General features: G+C 69.5%; 16 protein-coding genes and 1 pseudogene. 10 read left to right on the top strand and 7 right to left on the bottom strand.

All coding sequences use genetic code 11. The features are described 5' to 3' along the window. Nucleotides 1-7: 7 nt before the first annotated feature. Nucleotides 8-349, bottom strand: coding sequence for a hypothetical protein (locus AC07NI_RS09970; RefSeq protein WP_494618488.1), 342 nt, complete (start codon nt 347-349; stop codon nt 8-10). A gap of 186 nt (nt 350-535) precedes the next feature. Here AC07NI_RS09970 and AC07NI_RS09965 point away from each other — a divergent pair, with 186 nt between their 5' ends. After that, nucleotides 536-1747 carry a hypothetical protein gene (locus tag AC07NI_RS09965; protein WP_494618487.1) on the top strand — a complete coding sequence of 404 codons (1212 nt, stop codon included), beginning with the start codon at nt 536-538 and terminating at the stop codon, nt 1745-1747. A gap of 2 nt (nt 1748-1749) precedes the next feature. Here the strand turns inward: AC07NI_RS09965 and AC07NI_RS09960 are convergent. Further along, a pseudogene (locus tag AC07NI_RS09960) lies at nt 1750-3697 on the bottom strand (ATP-binding protein). A gap of 142 nt (nt 3698-3839) precedes the next feature. On the opposite strand from AC07NI_RS09960, the gene AC07NI_RS09955 reads away from it, so the two are divergent. The 6 genes from AC07NI_RS09955 to AC07NI_RS09930 all read left to right on the top strand — a co-directional run bounded on the left by AC07NI_RS09955 (nt 3840) and on the right by AC07NI_RS09930 (nt 8576). Further along, nucleotides 3840-4181, top strand: coding sequence for a hypothetical protein (locus tag AC07NI_RS09955; RefSeq protein ID WP_494618484.1), 342 nt, complete (start codon nt 3840-3842; stop codon nt 4179-4181). Nucleotides 4182-4260: 79 nt separating this feature from the next. After that, nucleotides 4261-4665 (top strand): hypothetical protein, encoded by a 405-nt coding sequence (locus AC07NI_RS09950; protein ID WP_494618481.1) that lies wholly within the window; start codon nt 4261-4263, stop codon nt 4663-4665. Nucleotides 4666-4800: 135 nt separating this feature from the next. Next, entirely contained in the window at nt 4801-5976 is a 1176-nt protein-coding gene (locus AC07NI_RS09945; protein ID WP_494618478.1) for a phosphoserine transaminase, read from the top strand. Between the two features lie 20 nt (nt 5977-5996). Next, nucleotides 5997-6461, top strand: a complete 465-nt coding sequence (locus AC07NI_RS09940; protein WP_494618477.1) for a hypothetical protein — start codon at nt 5997-5999, stop codon at nt 6459-6461. Nucleotides 6462-6524: 63 nt separating this feature from the next. Then, complete coding sequence (serA, locus tag AC07NI_RS09935) at nt 6525-8105, top strand: phosphoglycerate dehydrogenase (RefSeq protein WP_494618475.1); 1581 nt, start codon at nt 6525-6527, stop codon at nt 8103-8105. A 96-nt stretch (nt 8106-8201) separates the two neighbouring features. Beyond that, complete coding sequence (locus AC07NI_RS09930; RefSeq protein WP_494618473.1) at nt 8202-8576, top strand: VanZ family protein; 375 nt, start codon at nt 8202-8204, stop codon at nt 8574-8576. A gap of 2 nt (nt 8577-8578) precedes the next feature. On the opposite strand, the gene AC07NI_RS09925 is transcribed toward AC07NI_RS09930, so the two are convergent. Genes AC07NI_RS09925 through AC07NI_RS09910 form a run of 4 tightly spaced genes read right to left on the bottom strand, consistent with a single transcriptional unit; the run spans nt 8579 to nt 13593 of the window. Continuing rightward, nucleotides 8579-9343 (bottom strand): crotonase/enoyl-CoA hydratase family protein, encoded by a 765-nt coding sequence (locus tag AC07NI_RS09925; RefSeq protein WP_494618471.1) that lies wholly within the window; start codon nt 9341-9343, stop codon nt 8579-8581. Beyond that, on the bottom strand, nt 9340-9849 hold the full coding sequence (gene mug / locus AC07NI_RS09920; protein WP_494618469.1) for a G/U mismatch-specific DNA glycosylase: 510 nt from the start codon (nt 9847-9849) through the stop codon (nt 9340-9342). The genes AC07NI_RS09925 and mug overlap by 4 nt, the downstream gene beginning before the upstream one ends. Then, the gene (locus AC07NI_RS09915; protein ID WP_494618467.1) at nt 9842-10432 is read right to left on the bottom strand and encodes a DNA-3-methyladenine glycosylase; all 591 of its coding nucleotides are present in this window, start codon (nt 10430-10432) and stop codon (nt 9842-9844) included. The genes mug and AC07NI_RS09915 overlap by 8 nt, the downstream gene beginning before the upstream one ends. Then, nucleotides 10429-13593: an acetyl-CoA carboxylase family protein gene (locus AC07NI_RS09910; RefSeq protein WP_494618466.1), complete on the bottom strand. Its 3165-nt coding sequence runs from the start codon at nt 13591-13593 to the stop codon at nt 10429-10431. The genes AC07NI_RS09915 and AC07NI_RS09910 overlap by 4 nt, the downstream gene beginning before the upstream one ends. A 100-nt stretch (nt 13594-13693) precedes the next feature. Between AC07NI_RS09910 and AC07NI_RS09905 the strand changes: the two genes are divergently transcribed. The 3 genes from AC07NI_RS09905 to AC07NI_RS09895 are packed head-to-tail and all read left to right on the top strand — an operon-like array spanning nt 13694 to nt 19173. Beyond that, nucleotides 13694-14476 carry an ImuA family protein gene (locus AC07NI_RS09905; RefSeq protein ID WP_494618464.1) on the top strand — a complete coding sequence of 261 codons (783 nt, stop codon included), beginning with the start codon at nt 13694-13696 and terminating at the stop codon, nt 14474-14476. Beyond that, nucleotides 14391-15926 (top strand): Y-family DNA polymerase, encoded by a 1536-nt coding sequence (locus tag AC07NI_RS09900; RefSeq protein ID WP_494618462.1) that lies wholly within the window; start codon nt 14391-14393, stop codon nt 15924-15926. The genes AC07NI_RS09905 and AC07NI_RS09900 overlap by 86 nt, the downstream gene beginning before the upstream one ends. 4 nt (nt 15927-15930) lie before the next feature. Continuing rightward, nucleotides 15931-19173 carry an error-prone DNA polymerase gene (locus tag AC07NI_RS09895; RefSeq protein ID WP_494620488.1) on the top strand — a complete coding sequence of 1081 codons (3243 nt, stop codon included), beginning with the start codon at nt 15931-15933 and terminating at the stop codon, nt 19171-19173. On the opposite strand, the gene cytX is transcribed toward AC07NI_RS09895, so the two are convergent. Further along, nucleotides 19150-20427 carry a putative hydroxymethylpyrimidine transporter CytX gene (cytX, locus tag AC07NI_RS09890; protein ID WP_494618461.1) on the bottom strand — a complete coding sequence of 426 codons (1278 nt, stop codon included), beginning with the start codon at nt 20425-20427 and terminating at the stop codon, nt 19150-19152. The genes AC07NI_RS09895 and cytX overlap by 24 nt on opposite strands. Nucleotides 20428-20459: the final 32 nt, after the last annotated feature.

Below are 20459 nucleotides of genomic sequence, written 5' to 3'. Positions count from 1 at the left end.
TCAGCCCTTAGCGACGCGGGCCGTTGCCGTAGCCGTAACCGTAGTCACGGTCGTGGCGCTCGTAGCGGATCTGGGCGCTGATGCGGTCGAAGCGACGATCCAGGTCGGCGCGTTCCCAGCCGCTCAGGCCGCCGCGACGATAGTCGCGTTCCAGGCGGGCGGTGTCACGCAGCTGGGCGCGCAGGCGATAGGCTTCCTGGCGGTTCAGCGAGCCATTGCGCACGCCCATGTCGATACGACGGTCGAGCATGGCCTGACGGTCGTTGATCGACTGGGCCGAGGCGATGGCGGGAACGGCGGCGGCCGACAGGGCCGAGACCGCGGCGATCGAGATCAGGATCTTTTTCATTGGTTCGGTTCCTCTCTGAAACTTGTCCCGTCACTCCGGGGGAAGCGACGTTGAGCTAAGAGAAACACGCGGAGCCTGAAGCGGTTCTGAGCCGCTCGTTATGTTCTGTTCATCTTGTGTCGAGGGTTCGACTTAGGGCGATGGCCGTGGCAAGGGTCGGTGTGGAACTCAACCCAAGCGTTATGAATGGGCGGCGTGATGCATTTGGATGAGCTTCGTCTCCTTCCCGGCGGGACGCCCGGCTGTGTGGTCGAGGGGCGGTTTGGTCTGGAAACGCCGCACTATCCCGGCGGCGCCCCGGTCGGGCCGGAGGGCGTTAGGATTTCCCTGTCCATGAGCGAGCGGTTCGGGGCGTGGCTGAGCGTGGGCGAATTCAAAGAGGAACCGCCCGGATTTTTCGCCGGCGCCAAGCCGGAACGCTCTCTGTCGCTGCACCTGCCGGCCGCCGTCGACCTGGAGCGACTGCTGGTCGACATGGTCGGTCCCTCGGCAGTCCCTGGCTCGCGTCGCGTGGAGTGGGTGGCGATCTCCGCGTGCGGCGACTTCGGACGGGTCTCTGGGCGGATCCCCAGCCTGGAGATCGAGGCCCGCGTGCTGGAGGCCGGGCTTGGTGTGACGTTCAGCGGCGCGGTCGACGCGCTGGGGAAACCGGCCGGTTTTCTTAAGCCGCTCGTGCCCGTCCCCGCCCTGGCCGACAGCCGCGTCCAGGGCGAGATCGTCATCCCGTGGGCCTATCTGATCATTCAGCAATCGCCGCTGGCTAGCCTGGGAAGCCCGTTCCAGGCGCCTTGGAAGCAGGGCGATCCGCTGTTCGACCTCGGCCGTCCGGGTCTGTCCGGCGTTGCCTTCGACAGGAGCAACGGCCTGCCGATCTTCCAGGGCCCGTTTATCGTCGAGCGGGGCGTGTCGTCGTCCTGCGTCCAGGCCATGGACATCGACAAGATGTTGGTGCTGGACGCCGCCAAGACGCCCTGGCTGCTTGCGGACGGTTTCGCCGCCGCCCAAGGCCTCTACGCCCCCAGGCTCACCCTGTTCGGGATGGGCCACGACATGTGGGCCAAGATTCTGGGCGGCGAGCGGGCAGGGTATCTTGAGGTGAAGGGCGATTGCGTCGGCTTCCTTACCGAGGCCTGGACCCTGGGCGCGGTCGCCGGGCGACACGCGATCTCGACCTACCGCATCGATCTGGCGCTGAGCGAGACCGAGCTGGTGCTGAAGATCAGGGGCCAGGCCGACCGGTTGCTGCAGTACGAGGGACCGCCGCTAAAGCCGACCATGGGGCCGGGCTTCGACGTGACCATGAGGATCCCGGTCGCGTTCCTGGCCGCGCGCGGCATCGATCTCGTGAGCTGGGGCGCGAGCGAGAAGCGTCTCCTCAAGGGAGAGAGCTACCACTAGCTTCAGGCCGCCTGGGCCAACCGCGCGGCGTTCATGGCCGCTTCGATCGCCGCGTAGAGCTTGGTCACTTCGATCGGCTTGGCCACGTGGCCGTCCATGCCGGCGGCCAGATAGTCCTCGACCTGGTGGGCCAGGGCGTTGGCGGTGACGGCGATGATCGGGGTGCGGACGCGGCCGGCCTCGGCCTCCAGGGCGCGGATGGCCCGCGAGGCCTCGACGCCGTCCATCACCGGCATGTGGATGTCCATCAGCACGATGTCGAAGGTTCCAGCCTGCCAGGCCTCGACGCAGGCGGCGCCGTCGGCGACCAGGGTGACCTCGGCGTTCAGCGGGGCCAGGACGGCGGCGACGACCTTCTGGTTGGTCGGATTGTCGTCGGCGGCCAGCACGCGCAGGCGGGCCGTATCGGCCGGAGCGCTCTCGGCCGAGGTCTCGGCCTCTGGCGCGGGGACGTGGTCGTCGTCGATATAGTGGACGTCGGTGATCGCTTCCTCGCGGGGCAGGGCGACCAGGACGGTGAAGGTCGAGCCACGGCCTTCGCGGCTCTGCACCTTGATCGAGCCGTCCATCAGCACCGCCAGTTCGCGGCAGATGGCCAGGCCCAGGCCCGAACCGCCGAAGCGGCGGGTGGTCGAGCTGTCGGCCTGGACGAACTTGTCGAACAGGCGCGGCAGGATCTCGGGCGAGATGCCGATGCCGGTGTCGGCCACGTCGATGCGCAGGCCCGAGCCGTCCTCGGCCGAGGCGAAGCGCACGGCGACGGCGCCTTCCAGGGTGAACTTCAGGGCGTTGGCGATCAGGTTGCCCAGGATCTGGCGCAGGCGGTCGGCGTCGCCGCGCCACAGGCCTTGGGCTTCCGGCGCGACCGCGACCTCGAAGGCCAGGCCCTTGTCGCGGGCCTGCTGGGCGTAGGTCTCGCGGATCGACTGGGCCAGCTGGGCGATGTCGAACGGACGGTCGGTGATCTCCAGGCGGCCGGCCTCGATCTTGGAGAGATCGAGCACGTCGTTGAGTACGGAGAGCAGCACCGCGCCCGACTCGCGGATCACCTTCAGGCGCTCGCGCTGGGTCTCGCTCATCTTGTCCATGGCCATGACCTCGGCCATGGCCAGCACGCCGTTCAGGGGCGTGCGGATCTCGTGGCTCATATTGGCCAGGAAGTGCGACTTCAGGACGTTGGCGGCGTTGGCGTCGTCGCGCGCCTTGACCAGTTCGGCCATGGCGCCGCGCAGGTCGTGGTCGTTGGCCTCCAGGCGGCAGACCAGGTGGTTGAAGCTGTCGGTCAGGCTCTGGAAGACGTCGTCGTCGGAGGTCTGCTCCACGGCCTTGAAGCGGCCGCCGACGGCGGTCTCGTGCATGGCTTCGGACAGGCGCTCCATCGGCCGGGCCAGGCGTCGCGCCAGGCTGTTGGCCAGCAGGATCGCGAGACCCGCCGCGCCGAAGAACAGAGCGCCGGTCAGGGCCAGGTCGCGGGCCAGGGTCTGGCCCAGGCCCGGATGCTCGGCCAGCAGCACCAGGGTGCCGATGTTCTGCGAGGACAGCTTGATCGGCCGCGACAGGGTGTCGGTGTCGGCCGGATCGGACGCGCCCAGTTGGGCGACGACGCGGCCCTTGGGGTCGAGAATGCGCACGCCCGCGACGCTGGGGGCCTTGGCGACGGCTTCCAGGGCGCGATAGACGCCGACCATGTTGTGATCGGCCAGGGGCGCGGCGGCGCCGGCGGCGGCCATCTGGGCCAGGATCTCGTGATTGGCGCGCGCTTCCTGCCGCGCCACGCTCCACTGCTGCAGCATGAAGCACAGGCATGCCGCGACCAGCGCCAGCACGGTCGTGGCCAAAGCCACGCCGGCGATGCGCGCCTGCAGCGGTGCGTGTGTTGACCCGCTATGGTTGCGGTCGTCGTTCATCCCACGTCCAGGTATTCATTCAGCTTGCGACAGTGTGCCGCAAGGTTCCTAACGGTTCGCTTCCAAGGCGAACTAGGGAGAGACCTAGTAGCGCGACAAAACAACGCTAGGGCGCATTTTCCTCATTGCTTTTGCTTTAACATTCTATTTACCTTTCTTCTTGGTGTTTCGTTAAGGAGGCGGGCGTGGAAAAGGTTTTCGTAGCTCAACGTGTCGCGACCAAGCTGTTCGCGTCGGAGAGCGCCGTGGATGCGGCGATGGTCGAAGCGGCCGAACTGATGGCCGATCTGGTCAAGGCGCGTAAGGATCTGGGTCTGTCGGCCGTCGTTGGCGACAAGGCCACGGCCAAGCTCGTCGAGGCGCTTTCGGCGCTGGGCCAGGCGCGCTCGGCCATGGTCGAGGCGCACAACGAGCTGAACGACGTGAAGCTGCGCATCGGCGTGCGCACCAAGATGATCGGCTTCGAAGACAAGCCGCCGGGCCAAACCGGTCTTCACGAAGCTCGCGGTCTTCGCGAAGCGTCCTGAACCGACATTGCAATAGTTTAATACTTTAGGCCTCTAATTCCGGTTAGAGGCCTTTTTCATGTACACCTCAATCGCACCCATGATTGGTTGGACGGTGCTAGTCATCGTCCTGGTGCTGGCTTGCTGGAAAGGCAGCCAAGCCGAGCGCATGGGTGTCGTGATCGTCCTGGCCGGGGCGGCCTACGCCCTGATCGTCCACGCGGTCGCGCCGAAAGGGGCCACGGCGCCGCTGCTGCTGCTGGGCGAGGGGGCGATGGGGGGCGGTTTCCTGTTCCTGGCCCTGCGCCACATGAGTCCGTGGCTGGGCGTGGCCATGCTGCTGCAGGCCATCCAGTTCAGCCTGCACGCCTACTACCTGGTCGGTGACCTGCCGCGCGGCCGCACCTACGCCGTCGTCAACAATCTCGATTCGATCGGCGTCCTGGCCTGCATCCTGATCGGCACGATCATCGCCTGGCGCAAGCGCGGCCGCGCCGCAAAATAATTGCCGCGATCGGACGATCCGTCACGGTCCTCGCAAAAATCTCCCTTGCAATCCGATGCGAAACGCGGTTCTTCGCCGGCGGGCCACACCCCCCCAACGGGGTGCAGTCCATCTGTAAGGATGGGAGACATCGATATGACGACCCTCGCCAAGCCGGCGATCCGCCCGGCTCGCCCCGAGTTCTCTTCCGGCCCCTGCGCCAAGCGCCCCGGCTGGACCCCCGAAAATCTCAGAAACGCTGTTTTGGGCCGTTCGCACCGCTCGAAGCTGGGCAAGGCGCGCCTGAAGGCCGCCATCGACCAGACGCGCGAAGTGCTGGAAGTGCCGGCCGACTTCCTGATCGGCATCGTCGCCGGTTCGGACACCGGCGCCGTCGAGATGGCCCTGTGGTCGATGCTCGGCGCCCGCCCGGTGCAGCTGATGGCCTTCGAGTCCTTCGGCAAGGACTGGGTCACGGACGTCACCAAGCAACTGAAGCTGCCCGACGTGGAAGTGCTCAGCGCGCCGTACGGCGAGCTGCCCGACACCACCAAGGTCGATCCGGCCAAGGACCTGGTCTTCACCTGGAACGGCACGACCTCGGGCGTGCGCGTGCCCAACGCCGACTTCATCTCGGCCGACCGTGAAGGCATCACCATCTGCGACGCCACCAGCGCCGCCTTCGCCCAGGACCTGGACTGGACGAAGCTGGATGTCGTGACCTTCTCCTGGCAGAAGGCCCTCGGCGGCGAAGGCGCGCACGGGATCCTGATCCTGTCGCCGCGCGCCGTGGCCCGCCTGGAAAGCTACACGCCGGCCTGGCCGATGCCGAAGCTGTTCCGCCTGACCAAGGGCGGCAAGGTTTCGCTCGACATCTTCGAAGGCGCGACGATCAACACCCCGTCGATGCTCTGCGTCGAAGACGCCCTGGACGCCCTGAAGTGGGCTTCGTCCATCGGCGGCCTCGAAGGCATGCAGGGCCGCGCCGACCAGAACCTGGCCGTGCTGGCCGACTGGGTCGCCAAGACCGACTGGGTCGACTTCCTGGCCGCGACGCCGGACATCCGCTCCAACACCTCGGTGTGCCTGAAGGTGGTCGATCCGCAGATCGCCGCCCTGCCGGAAGACGCGCAAGCCGACTTCGCCAAGAAGCTGGCCAGCCTGCTCGAGAAGGAGGGCGCGGCCCTCGACATCGGCGGCTATCGCGACGCCCCGGCCGGCCTGCGCATCTGGTGCGGCGCCACCGTCGAGGCTTCCGACCTGGAAGCCCTGACGCCGTGGCTCGACTGGGCGTTCTCGGAAACCAAGGCCGCGGTGCTGCAAGCGGCCTGACGCCGGTGTTCGCCGACCCCATGACGCAGCGCCTGGTCGACTTCGTCGTCGGCCTCGGCATCGATGTGCGCAAGGGCGAGCTTCCCGACGACACCTTCCTGCCCGGACTGGACGTCCAGTTCGGCGTGATCGTGATCGACGAGGCCAAGCTCGCCCATCCCGGCGACATCCTGCACGAGGCCGGCCACATCGCCGTCGTCGAGCCCCAGGCCCGCAAGGCCGAACGGCTCGAACCGACCGACGGCGAGGAGATGGCGACGCTGGCTTGGTCATGGGCCGCCCTGACCCATCTGGGTCTGGACCCGGCCGTGGTCTTCCACGCCGAGGGCTACAAGGGCGGTTCGGAAAGCCTGATCAAGGCTTTCCGGAACGGCGCCAACATCGGCACGCCGCTGCTGCAGTACTACGGCCTGACCCTCGAACCCCGTCTCGCCGCCGAGCGCGGGTTCGCCACCTTTCCCCACATGCTGCGATGGCTTCGCTGAGCCTCGCGGATCTTTTGACAGACATCGCGGCCTGACCGCCGCCCCGATCCAAGGAACACTTCCATGACCGCTCCTCGCGTCCTCATCGCCGACAAGCTCAGCCCCGCCGCCGTCGACATCTTCAAGAACCGCGGCGTCGATTTCGACATCAAGGTCGGCCTGTCCAAGGACGAGCTGATCGCCGTGATCGGCGACTATGACGGCGTCGCCATCCGCTCGGGCGCCAAGCTCGACAAGGACGTCATCGCCGCCGCCCACAAGCTGCGCGTCATCGCCCGCGCCGGCATCGGCGTCGACAATGTCGACATCCCGGCCGCCACGGCCAAGGGCATCGTCGTGATGAACACGCCCTTCGGCAACTCGATCACCACGGCCGAGCACGCCATCGCCATGATGTTCGCCCTGGCCCGCCAGATCCCCGCCGCCGATGTCTCGACCCAGGCCGGCAAGTGGGAGAAGAACCGCTTCATGGGCGTGGAGCTGTACGCTAAGACCCTGGGCCTGATCGGCGCCGGCAACATCGGCTCGATCGTCGCCGACCGCGCCCTGGGCCTGAAGATGAAGGTCGTCGCCTACGACCCCTTCCTGTCGCCGGAACGCGCCGTGGAGATGGGCGTCGAGAAGGTCGAGCTGGAAGACCTGCTGGCCCGCGCCGACGTCATCACCCTGCACACCCCGCTGACCGACAAGACCCGCAACATCCTGTCGGCCGAGAACCTGGCCAAGACCAAGAAGGGCGTGCTGATCGTCAACTGCGCCCGTGGCGGCCTGGTCGATGAAGCCGCCCTGCGCGCTCTGCTGGACAGCGGTCATGTCGGCGGCGCCGGCTTCGACGTCTTCGTCACCGAGCCGGCCAAGGAAAACCCGCTGTTCGGTTCGGACAAGGTCGTGGCCACCCCGCACCTGGGCGCCAGCACCAGCGAAGCGCAAGAGAACGTGGCCCTGCAGGTCGCCGAGCAGGTCAGCGACTACCTGCTGACCGGCGCCGTGACCAACGCCCTGAACAGCCCGTCGATCACGGCCGAAGAAGCCCCGAAGCTGAAGCCGTTCGTGGCCCTGGCCGAGAAGATCGGCGCCCTGGCCGGCCAGATGGTCGACTTCGGCATCACCGCCATCGACATCGCCTACGAGGGCGAAGTGTCGAACCTCAACGTCAAGCCGATGACCTCGGCCGCCCTGGCTGGCGTGCTGAAGCCGATGCTGGCCGAGATTAACATGGTCTCCGCCCCGGCCATCGCCAAGGAACGCGGCATCACCGTCTCGGAGAGCCGCCAGGAAGTCAGCCCCACCTATGACAGCCTGATGCGCGTGACCATCACCACCGAGAAGGGCAAGCGCGCCTTCGCCGGCACGGTGATCGCCGGCGCCCCGCGCGTCGTCGAGGTCAAGGGCATGGAACTGGACGCGGCCTTCTCGCCGGCCATGCTCTACATCAACAACCAGGACAAGCCGGGCTTCATCGGCGCGCTGGGCATGCTGTTGGGTGAAGCGGGCGTCAACATCGCCACCTTCAACCTGGGCCGCCTCTCGGCCGACGCGGACGCCATCGCCCTGGTCGGCGTCGACCAGGCCCCGGCCGCCGACCTGCTGGCCAAGATTCAGGCCCTGCCGCACGTGAAGGAAGCGCGCGCGCTGACGTTCTGAGTATAGCGGCGTCTTCGCCTGGAAGACGCCGTCATTCGATGTCTGTAAGGGGAGCTGCCGGTTCGTCGGCGCTCCCCTTCTTCATGTCAGGACCCGATGTCCCTGCTCGTTCCTCGCAAGATCAACCGCCTGGGCTTCGCGGTCTTCGTCGCCGCCGTGGCGTTCACCCTGTACGCCGCCCTGGCGCCGGGAGACGACACCCAGGGCCTGATCCCGTGGGACAAGGCCAAGCACTTCATCGTCTTCTACGGCCTGACCTTCCTGGCGGCGGTGGCCTTGCCCAAGAGCCGGTTCTGGAAGATCGCGGTGGTGCTGCTGGGCTTCGGGATCGGCATCGAGATCCTGCAGGGCCTGCCGATCGTCGGTCGCGACGCCGACGTGTTCGATGTGGTCGCCGACACCTGCGGCGTCGGCTTCTTCTTCGGGCCGATCATCGTCCGCCAGTGGCTGGATGGGCGTCAGGCCGGTTAGTTTCAGGCAGGTTGGCCGCCGCGCCCCGCACCGTCCTTGAACCGCGTCGCGCCGGCGCGGGCTTCCTGGCGTAGCGGCTCGACCCCGCCGCGCCCTTCCACCTTCAGCGCTTCGGCCAGATCGACGTCCCACTGGGCGAAGGCCGAGGCGCGGTCGGCGCGCAGGCACAGTTGCGGGAAGGTGGCGATCTGGGCGGCCAGCTCGCGGGCCTTGGCCAAGGCCTCGCCCTTCGGCGTCACCCGGTCGGCCAGGCCCCACGACAGGGCCTCGGCGGCTCCCACGGCGCGTCCGGTCAGGATCATGTCCAGCGCCCGGCCCTGGCCGACGATCCGGGGCAGACGCACCGTGCCGCCGTCGATCAGCGGCACGCCCCAGCGCCGACAGAACACCCCGAAGGTCGCGTCCTCGGCCGCCACCCGCAGATCGCACCACAGGGCCAGCTCCAGCCCGCCGGCGACCGCATAGCCCTCGACGGCGGCGATCACCGGCTTGGACAACAGCCGCCGCGTCGGCCCCATCGGGCCTTCGCCCTCCGGATCGTAGCGTTCGCCTTCGCCAGTGGCCGCGACATTGAGATCGAAGCCCGCGCAGAACGTCCCGCCGGCCCCGGTCAGGATGGCCACGGCGGCGACCGCGTCGGCCTCGAAGGCGTCGAACGCCGCGCGCAGTTGCAGGGCGGTCTCGGGATCGACGGCGTTGCGCTTGTCCGGACGGTTGAGGGTGACGGTCCAGACCGGACCGTCGGTTTCGACGAGGACTTCGGTCATTGGGAGCTCTCCAGGCGAAGTTCGCGATAGGCCTCGACCAGGGCGTCCTGGCTGAAGGCGAGGTTACGCCCGCTGGGATTGGGCAGCACCCAGGCGATGGACCCAGCGAACGGCGCGTCCTGCCGGCCCCAGGCTACATCGCGGCGGCCGATCATGGCCGAGTAGGCGGCCTTGCCCAGGAAAGCGAGGTAGGCGGGCCGCCAGCGACGAACCCAGGCCTCGAACCCGGCGGCGGCCTCGACGAACTCCGCGCGGGCCAGGTCATCGACGCCGGCGGTGGGCCGCTCGACCACGCTGGTGATGCCCAGGCCGTAGTCCAGCAGGCTGGCGTCATCCTCGGCGGCGACCAGATGCGGCGTGAAGCCTGAGAGGTGCAGCACGCGCCAGAACCGGTTACTGCGCCCGACGAAGTGGTGACCCTCGGCCGCCGCCGACAGTCCCGGGTTCAGCCCGCAGAACACCACCGACAGGCCAGGCGCGACGATGTCGGGGAGGGGCTTAGGCATTGAGCGCCCGCGTCCCGCTGAGGAAAGGGCTGCCCCGCAGATAGAACCGCAACGGCCGGTCTGCGTCCTTGGTGATGCCGATGCGGACACCCACGCCGATGTCGGCGGGGTCGTGGTCGTCGTGGCCCAGCCACAGCGGACCTTCCGCGCAGAGGTCCAGCCCGTCGGCCCAGGGGCCGATCTGCAGCGCCTGGGTCAGTCGTCCTGGGCCTCGGGCCAGGTCGCGCAGTTTCTCGGTCCCACGACTGGCCTGCATCAGGGCGATCCCCTCCAGCGGCTCCAGCGCCCGGATCAGGACCCCGGCCCCGATCCCCTCGGCTTCGCTGGAGACGTTCAGCATCCAGGACACGCCGTAGTTCAGGTAGATGTAGGCGTGGCCGCGCTCGAGGAACATCGGCCGCGTGCGGGGCGTCATGCCCTTGAAGGTATGGCTGGCCGCGTCGCCGATGATGTAGGCCTCGGTCTCGACGATCCGTCCACTGATCATGCCGTCAGGCGTCTCGCGCGCCACGACCTTGCCGATCAGGAAGCGGGCGAGGGTCTGGGTGTCGATCGGCAGCTCTTCACGCGTCAGTCGCTTCACCAGCTGTCCACCCGCACGCTCCACGGCTTGCTCATCCCCGCCGCCGCGTCCATGCCGCCGACGATCCAGCGCCGGGTGTCGGCCGGGTCGATGACCGCGTCGATCTCCAGGGCGGCGGCCATGCTGGTCGCCTTGCCGGCCGCGTAGAGCCGGGCCACCAGCTGGTCGTAGAGCGCCTTCTGCTTCATGGGATCGGTCTCGGCCTCCAGCTCCTTGCGGTAGCCCAGCTTGACCGCGCCCTCCAGCCCCATGCCGCCGAACTCGCCGGTCGGCCAGGCGGCGATGAAGGCCGGCGAGTGGAAGCTCCCGCCCGCCATCGCCTGGGCGCCGAGGCCGTAGCCCTTGCGGGTGACCACGGTGAACAGCGGGCTGCGCAGCTTGGCCCCGGCGATGAACTGGCGGCTGACCCGGCGCACGGCGGCGGCGTCCTCGCTGTCGGGACCGACCATGAAGCCGGGGGTGTCGCAGAGACTGAGCACCGGCAGGGCGAAGGCGTCGCACAGCTGCAGGAACCGCGCGGCCTTCTCGGCCCCGTCGCAGTCGATCGCGCCGCCCAGATGGCGCGGATCGTTGGCGATCAGCCCCATCGGCCGGCCCTCGATGCGGACCAGGCCGGTGACCATCCCCGCCGCGAAACCGCCGCGCAGCTCCAGGAACGAACCCTCGTCGACCAGCCCGGCGATCAGGGCGCGGACGTCATAGACCCGCAGGCGGTTCTCCGGGATCGCGTTGCGCAGCCGCCGCTGGTCCGGCGCGGTCCAGGTCGCCAGCGTCCCCTGGAAGTAGGACAGCGCCTGCTTGGCCAGCCGCGTGGCGTGGGCTTCGTCGTCGGCCAGGATGTCGATGACGCCGTTGGCCCACTGATGCGCCGACGGTCCGATCTGCTCGGGCCGGAAGACGCCCAGCCCGCCACCCTCGATCATCGCCGGCCCGCCCATGCCGAGGTTGCTGTCACGGGTGGCGATGATGATCTCCGACAGTCCGGCGATGGCGGCGTTGCCGGCGAAGCAGCGGCCGGCGACGATGGCGATCTTGGGGACCAGACCCGACAGCTGGGCGAAGCTCCTGAAGGTCGGCACGTCCAGCCCCGCCACCGCCGTGGTGTCGGTGTCGCCCGGCCGCCCGCCGCCGCCCTCGGCGAACCAGACGACCGGCAGCTTCTGGTCGGCGATGATCGCCATCAGCCGGTCGGACTTGCGGTGGTTCATCGCGCCCTGGGTGCCCGCCAGCACCGTGAAGTCATAGGCCAGCGCCGCCGTCCGCGCCTTGTCGGGCGGGAAGAGCGCGCCGTTGACGCTGCCGATGCCGGTGATCAACCCGTCGGCCGGCGTGGCGACGATCAAGTCCTCGGTCGAGCGCCGCCGCTTCTGGGCCGCGATGGCCAGGGCGCCGTATTCCAGGAAGCTGCCGGGATCGACCAGGTCGTCGATGTTCTCCCGCGCCGTGCGGTGGTCGGTCTTGCGGCGCTTGGCGACGGCGTCGGGGCGCGCCTCGTCCAGGGTGTAGCGATGGCGGGCGATGACCTCGGCGAGGTCGGGGCGGATCGTGTCGAGGTCCTCGGCGACGGCCTCGACGGCCTCGCCGCCGGCGACGTCCATCGGCTCCAGGAACACCAACGGCTGGCCCTCGGCGACGGTCGTACCGGGCGCGGCGGCGATCTTCAGTACGCGTCCGCCGGTCGTGGCGTGGACCAGGTGCTCCATCTTCATGGCTTCCAGCACGGCCAGGGCCTGGCCGGGGCGGACGAGATCGCCTTCGGAGACGCTGATCGAACCGACCGTCGCTGACAGCGGCGCGGTGATCGCGACCGAGCCGTCGAGGGTCTCGAAGGCCTGTGTGTCCTGCGCCGGCAGACCGGCGACCAGAGCGGCCGCGTGGTCCTCGATGAACCGCGTCGTCGGTGTCTCTGGCGCCGCCGCCAGGATCGCCCGCACCAGCGGCGCGGTGGTCGCCACGCCGGTGATCTGGAACTCCGCCAGCGCCCGGCCGAGGCGGGCAGCGGCTTCGGCGTAGGTGCGACCGCGCGTCACCACCTTGGCCAGCAGGCTGTCGTAAGATCCGCCGACCACTGTCCCGGCCGAGACGCCGGCGTCGACCCGCACCCCCGGACCGCCCGGAGGCCCCCAGGCGCCGATCGTGCCGTTGGATGGCTTCACCTGACCGTCGGCCGTCAGGGTCTCGGCATTGACCCGCGCCTGGATCGCGACGCCGAAAGCCGGCGGGACGTCCAGCTCCAGCGGCTTGCCCGCCGCCAGGTCGAACTGCAGCCGCACCAGGTCCAGGCCCGTGACCTCCTCGGTCACCGTGTGCTCGACCTGCAGGCGCGGATTGACCTCCAGGAAGTAGGGCGTGTCGCCCTCGACGAGGAACTCGACGGTGGCCAGGCCTCGATAGCCGGCGCACAGCGCCTCGGCATGTCGCCACAGATCTGCCCGTAGAGCCTCGGGCAACGCCGCCGGCGCGATCTCGACCAGCTTCTGGTTCCGGCGTTGCAACGAGCAGTCGCGGTCGCCGATCGCCAGCACGCGGCTGCCATCGCCGACGATCTGCACCTCGATATGCCGGGCCTGTTCAATGAGCTTCTCGGCATAGAGCCCGCCGTCGCCGAACGCCGCCTCGGCCTCGCGCGCGCAGGCGGCGAAGGCGGCGTCCAGCTCGGCTGTGTCGCGTACCGCCCGCATCCCGCGCCCGCCGCCACCGGCCCGCGCCTTCAGCATGATCGCGCCATGCTGCGCCTGGAACGCCCGTGCCTCGTCCAGCGAGATCGCGCCGGTTCCAGGGAGCAGCGGCACGTCGCGTTCAGCCGCCAGCGTCCTTGCGCGAGCTTTGTCGCCGAAGACCTCCAGATGCTCCGCCGACGGACCGACGAAGATAATCCCCGCCGCCGCGCAGGCTCGCGCCAGGGCGGGGTTCTCCGACAGGAAGCCGTAGCCCGGATGCAGGGCGTCGCAGCCCTCGGCCTTGGCCGCCGCCACGATCGCCGCGATGTCGAGATAGGCTTTTGCGCTCGCGCCGGACAGGGCGACCGCGCGGCCCGAGACGTGCGCCGTGTCGCCCTCGGCATGGACCATTACGCTCTCGATCCCGGCCTCCGCCGCCGCGCGGGCGATGCGGACGGCGATCTCGCCACGGTTGGCGATCAGGACGCGGGACAAGGTCATGCAGGGCTCTCTTCATACGGCCGTTTGACGCACCTTCGCCCGAGCCGCTTGACTCTCCAAGCGCGAAAGATCAGAACAAAAGTAGAACAAGGAGTGTGGAATGGCCGGATCGCGCGAGGCGCGTCTTGCGGCCCTCAGAGGCCGGATCGCCGCGATCGAAGCGGGGACTCGGACTCCGACTCCGGTCCTGCCGTTCGGGGATCCGGCCATCGACGGCTGCTTCCCGGGCGGCGGCCTGCCGCTGGGCGGCTGGCACGAGGTGACGGGCGCGGGGCTGGAGGCCGAGACCAGCGCGGCCCCCGCCGCCTTCGTCGGCCTGCTGCTGCGACCGCTGGTCAAGACCGGCGCGATCGTCTGGGTCGCCCGGCGCAGCGACCTGTTCGCGCCCGGCCTGTTCGGCCTCGGCTTCCCGGCCGACCGGCTGATCCAGGTCCGCACCCGCGACGAGGCCGAGACCCTGTCGGTGCTGGAGGACGCGCTCTCCACCCAAGGCGTCGCCGCCGCCGTCGGCGAGGCCGAGGCCCCGGACCTGACCGCCGGCCGGCGCCTGCAGCTGGCCTGCGAGAAGCGCGGCGGCTTCGGGGTGGTGCTGCACCGAAGACCGTACGGCGGCCGAGCGGGGGCGGGGCGGGCAGTGTCCGGCTCGGCCTCGTTCAGCCGCTGGCGGATCGGGCCCACGCCCACCCCGCCGCCGGCCGACGACATCGGCCTCGGCCCGCCGCGCTGGCGGGTCGAACTCGAACGCTGCCGGGGCGGACGCGCCGGCGCCTGGATCTTGGAACAACAGGAGGCCGGCCATGGCCCGCATCCTTTCCGTCTGGTGTCCCAACTGGCCGATCACGACGTGGCGCCGACGGAACCCGGGCTACGACTGGTCGGGTAAGCTCCCGTTCGCCCTGCTGGCCACGGAAGGCGGCACGCGCCGGCTCGTGGCCGTCGACGACACCGCCCGCGCCCAGGGCCTCAACGTCGACCAGAAGGCCGCCGACGCCATGGCCCTGGTCCCGACCCTGGTCACCTTCGACCACGATCCCGCCGCCGATCGCCTGGCGCTGGAGGCCCTGTGCGACTGGTGCGTCCGCTTCTCGCCGGCCGTGGCGATCGACGGCGCCGACGGCCTGTTCCTCGACATCAGCGGGACCGACCACCTATGGGGCGGCGAGGGCGAGATGCTGGTCGATCTCGTCGGCCGCCTGGCCCGCTGGGGCGTGCCGGCCCGCGCCGCGATCGCCGACACGCCCGGCGCGGCCTGGGCTTTAGCCCGCTACGGCGACGACCTGGCCATCGCCGCGCCGGGAGAGCAGCGCGCGGCGATCGAAGCCCTGCCGGTCGCGGCCCTGCGCTTGGAGGACGCCGCCGAGGCCCAGCTGCCGCGCCTCGGCCTGCACCGCGTCGGCCAGCTCTTCGCCCTGCCGCGCGCCCAGCTGGCCAAGCGCTTCGGCCTGGCCACCACCCTGCGCCTCGACCAGGCCTTGGGCATGGCCGCCGAGGCCCTGACCTTCCGCCGTCCGGCCAGTCCGTGGTTCGACCGCCTGGCCTTCTTCGAACCGATCAGCGCGCCCGACGACCTGGCCCGCGTGACCGGCGACGCCCTGGCCCTGATCTGCGCCCGCCTGGAGGCGGAAGGCCGCGGCGCCAAGCGTTTCGAGGTCGTGTTCCACCGCCTGGACGGCCAGGCCTATCCGGTCCGGGCCGGCCTGGCCCGCCTGGGCCGCGACGCCAAGCGGCTGACCAAGCTGATCGTCCCCAAGCTCGACAAGGTCGACCCCGGCTTCGGCATCGAGGTCGTCACTGTCCACGCCTGGGCGGTCGAACCCCTGGCCGCCGCCCAGGATCGCTTGGACGCGGAGGCCGGGACCAGCCTCGACGAGACCCTGGCCCCGCTGGTCGATCGCCTGGTCAACCGCCTGGGCGAGAACCGCGTCTGGCGCGCCGACCCCTATGAGAGCCACGTCCCCGAACGCTCGGTGATCCGCAACGCCCCGCTCGACCCGCCGGCCGCCGCGAAGTGGGACCCCGACCGCCCGCGCCCGGTGCGCCTGTTCAAGCGGCCCGAAGCCATCACCGCCATCGCCGCTGAAGTGCCGGACTATCCCCCTCGCATGTTCACTTGGCGCGGCCGATCCCACCGTGTCCGCCGGGCCGAAGGCCCCGAACGCATCGGCCAGGAATGGTGGCGCGCCGGCGTCGCCGAGGACGACACCGGCCCCGGCAAGATCCGCGACTACTACCGCGTCGAGGACGATGTCGGCGGCCGGTTCTGGATCTACCGCCAGGGCCTGTTCGGTGAAGCGGAAGCCCCGAAATGGTGGATCCATGGCCTGTTCAGCTAGCGCCATGACCCCCGCCTATGCCGAGCTGCAAACCACCACCAACTTCTCCTTCCTGCGCGGCGCCTCGCACGCGGAAGAGCTGGCGATCGCCGCCGAAGCCCTGGGTCTCTCCGCCATCGGCATCACCGATCGCAACAGCCTGGCCGGGATCGTGCGCGGCTGGACGGCGGCCAAGAAGCGCGATGTCCGGGTGCTGAGCGGCTGCCGGCTGGACTTCATGGACGGCACGCCCAGCCTGCTCTGCTATCCGACCGATCGCGAGGCCTTCGGTCGCCTGACGCGGTTGCTGACCGTCGGTCAGCGCCGGGCCGAGAAGGGAGAGTGCCATCTGTCCTGGCAGGATTTCCTGGACCATGCCGACGGCCAGATCGGGTTGATCATCCCGCCGAAGGACCTGGACGAAGCCTTCGAGCGCGACCTGACCCGCATGGCCGGCGACCTGCGCGGCCGGTCCTGGCTGGCGGCCAGCCGGGGCTACGCCGCCCAGGACCTCAAGCGCCTCTCGCGCCTGGACCACCTGGGCCGCGCCGCCGGCGCGCCGATCGTGGCCACGAACGACGTCCTCTATCATGGTCCCGAACGGCGGCCGTTGCAGGACGTCATCACCTGCGTCCGCGAGCACTGCACGATCCGGGAGGCGGGCTTTCACCTGGAGGCTAATGCCGAGCGCCACATCAAGGCCCCGGCCGAGATGGCGCGCCTGTTCGAGCGCTGGCCGCGCGCGGTGGAACGGACGGCCGAGATCGTCGAGCGGATCGGCTTCGATCTCGGCCAGCTCAACGAGGAATATCCGGACGAGCCCGTGCCGCCGGGCAAGACGGCGATGCAGCATCTGAGCGACCTGACTTGGTCCGGCGCGGCCTGGCGCTATCCGGCCGGGGTGCCGCAGAAGGTCGAGGCGCAGCTGAAGGAAGAGCTGCGGCTGATCGCCAAGATGGACTACCCCAACTACTTCATCACCGTGCACGACATCGTGCGCGAGGCCCGCAGCATGGGCATCCTGTGCCAGGGACGCGGGTCGGCGGCCAATTCCTCGGTGTGTTTCTGCCTGGGCGTGACGGCGATCGATCCGACCGAGCACCGGCTGCTGTTCACCCGCTTCATTTCCGAGAACCGCGGCGAGCCGCCGGACATCGATGTCGACTTCGAGCACGAGCGGCGCGAGGAGGTGATGCAATATGTCTATCGCCGCTACGGCCGCGAATACGCCGCCATCTGCGGGACGGTGATCCACTACCGCCCACGCAGCGCCATCCGCGATGTCGGCAAGGCCCTGGGCCTGACCGAGGACGTCACCAATCTGCTGGCCGGCACGGTCTGGGGCAGTTGGGGTGACGGCCTGCCCGAGGAGCACCTGCGCAATGCGGGTCTGGACCCCGAAGCGCCCGAGATCGCCCGCGCCGTGGCCCTGGCGACGGAGCTGATGGGCTTCCCGCGCCACCTGTCGCAGCACGTCGGCGGCTTCGTGCTGACCAAGCGGCGGCTGGACGAGACTGTGCCGATTGGCAATGCGGCGATGGAGGACCGCACCTTCATCGAGTGGGACAAGGACGACATCGACAGCCTCAAGCTGATGAAGGTCGATGTGCTGGCGCTGGGGATGCTGACCGCGATCCAGCGGGCCTTCGGCATGCTGCGGGCGGATCACGGCCAGAAGATCACGGACCTGGCCGACGTCCCCGTGGAGCTGTCCGGCGTCTACGACATGCTGTGCAAGGCCGACAGCGTGGGCGTGTTCCAGGTCGAGAGCCGGGCGCAGATGTCGATGCTGCCGAGGCTGCGGCCGCGTCGGTTCTACGACCTGGTCATCGAGGTGGCGATCGTTCGCCCCGGTCCGATCCAGGGCGACATGGTGCATCCGTATCTGAAGCGGCGGAACGGCATCGAGCCCGTCGAGTGGCCAAAGCCCTCACCGGAACACGGGCCACCGGACGAGCTGTTGGCGATCCTTGGCAACACCTACGGCGTGCCGCTCTTCCAGGAGCAGGCCATGAGCCTGGCCATCGAGGCGGCCAAGTTCACGCCCGACGAGGCCGACGGCCTGCGCAAGGCCATGGCCACCTTTCGCAACCTCGGCACGCCGGACGAATATCGTGACCGGTTCGTCGAGGGCATGACCTCACGCGGCTATCAGCGCGACTTCGCCGAGCGGTGCTTCAAGCAGATCGAGGGCTTCGGCCACTACGGTTTCCCTGAGAGCCACGCGGCCAGTTTCGCCAAGCTGGTCTACGTCTCGGCTTGGATCAAATGGGCGTGGCCGAACGTGTTCTGCGCGGCGCTGATCAATTCGCAGCCGATGGGTTTCTACCAGCCGGCCCAGCTGGTCCGCGACGCGCGCGAGCATGGGGTCGAGGTGCTGGCGCCGGACATCCTGGCCAGCGAGTGGGACTGCACGCTGGAGCCGATGACGGCGGGCTTCCGCGCGCCGCGCATCCGCGAGGACAAGGTCGCGGACTACGGGAACAGTCACCATTGGAAGGCCGTCCGTCTGGGTTTCCGGCAGATCAAAGGACTGAAGAAGGCGGAGATCGAAATCCTGACGATGGCCCGCACCGAAGGCGCTCGCACCCCCGCCGAGTTCGCCCAGGGCGGCGTGCCGCAACGCGCGCTGGAACTCCTCGCCGAGGCCGACGCCTTCGCCTCGGTGGGCCTCACCCGCCGCGAGGCCCTGTGGGCGGTGAAGGGCCTCAAAGGCGAGCACAAGGCCCCGGTGCAGGCGCCGCTGCTGGCCGGCTTGCCGCTGTTCGAGGACAAGGTCGCGCTGCCGGTCATGGGCGATCCGCAGGAGGTGGCCGAGGACTATCGCACCACCAGCCTGTCACTGAAGGCTCATCCCGTCGGCTTCTACCGCGATATGCTGACGCGGCGCGGGGTGATCACGGCCGAGCAGCTGCTGACCGTCCCGGACGGCCGCAAGGTGTCGGTGGCGGGGCTGGTGCTGATCCGCCAGCGGCCGGGCACGGCCAAGGGCGTGGTGTTCGTGACCCTGGAGGACGAGACGGGCGTCGCCAACGCCGTGGTCTGGAAGGACCGCTTCGAGGCCGACCGCAATGTGGTGATGACGGCCTCGTTCCTGGTCGTCCACGGCCGGGTGCAGCGGGCCGAGAACGTCATCCACGTGGTGGCCGAGGGCTTCACCGACCTGTCGGCGCACCTCTCCACCCTGCGCGACGAGCCGGGTGCGCCGGCCCCGCGCGTGCGCCAGAAGGTGTCGGGCCGGCTGCTACGAAGCCGCGACTTCCACTGACGGGCCGCGCCAGATCTGGCGCAGGCCCCAGTACGCCACCCCCGCCGCCACGAAGCTCGGCAGCGTCGCGCCGATCCCCGGGGCCAGGCGGCTCAGCGCCTGGTAGGCGGCGATGCCGATCGCCCAGGCCAGCAGGCCAGGGAGGTTCAGCCCGCCCTGGGCCGTGGCGGCCGCGCGCCGGCGCAGCACGAAGTGGTCGGTCAGCAGCACGCCGAACAGCGGCGCGAACACCGAGCCGATCAGCAGCAGGAAGCCCTCGTACTGGGTGATCGGCGCGAAGAGGGCGATGGTCGTGCACAGGGCGCCGAACAGCAAGGCGAGGTTGGCCGGCGTGGCGCGGACCAGGGTGGCGGTCGAGACGGCGGCCGAGTGGATGTCGGCGAAGGTGTTGTCGGTCTCGTCGATGACGATCAGCAGCAGGGCGATCCCGCCGCCGCTGGCAGCGAGCGCGGTGAGCAGCAGGTTGTCGCCGCCGCCGGCGACGAGGGCGTAGGCCGCGCCCAGAGCCATGAACCAGATGTTGGCCAGCACGTAGCCGGCCGCCGCGCCCTTGAACATGCCGCCGCTGGTGCGGCCGAAGCGCGTGTAGTCGGCGATCAGCGGCAGCCACGACAGCGGCATGGCCACCACCAGGTCGACGCCGGCGCCGAAGCTCATCTCGCCGGTGCCGGCCTTGGCCAGCAGGGCGCCGAGATCGTGCTCGGCCAGCAGTCGCCAGCTCAGCCAGCCCGCGCCGGCCAGCAGCAGCCACAGGCCCCAGGCGCGCAGGAAGCGGCGCACGAACGACACCGGCCCCTGGATGGCCAGGAAGGTGGCCAGTATGCCGAAGGCCAGGGTCCAGATCATCGGGTTGGAGAAGCCGAAGGTCTGTTTGGCCAGGGCGTCGGCGCTGTCGCGCATGGCGATGATCTCGAACGCGCCCCAGCCGGTCAGCTGGATGGCGTTGAGCACGGCGGGCACGGCCGCGCCGCGCGCGCCCAGCGCCAGCCGCAAGGTGCCGACGGCCGAGAGGCCGGTGTCGGCCCCGACCACCCCGGCGGCGGCCAGCAGCAGGGCCCCCAGCACCGAGCCGGTGACGATCGCCGCCAGGGCCATGCCGAGGCTGAGGCCCGGCACCAGGAACGCGCCGGCCTGCAGCACCAGGAGGCCGATGCCCAGGCTGAACCACAGCGAAAAGGCGTCCTGGGCGCGGAAGACCCGGCGCTCCTCGGGCACGGGGGTCAGCGGATCATAGGTGTCGTGGAGCTCGGCCATGGGCCCGGTTTAGCAGGTCGTCTTCCGGACGC

Source organism: Caulobacter sp. GW821-FHT10E02 (genome assembly GCF_059415225.1).
Note: the sequence above shows the minus strand (reverse complement) of the source record. Positions and strands in the feature narration are given on the sequence as shown.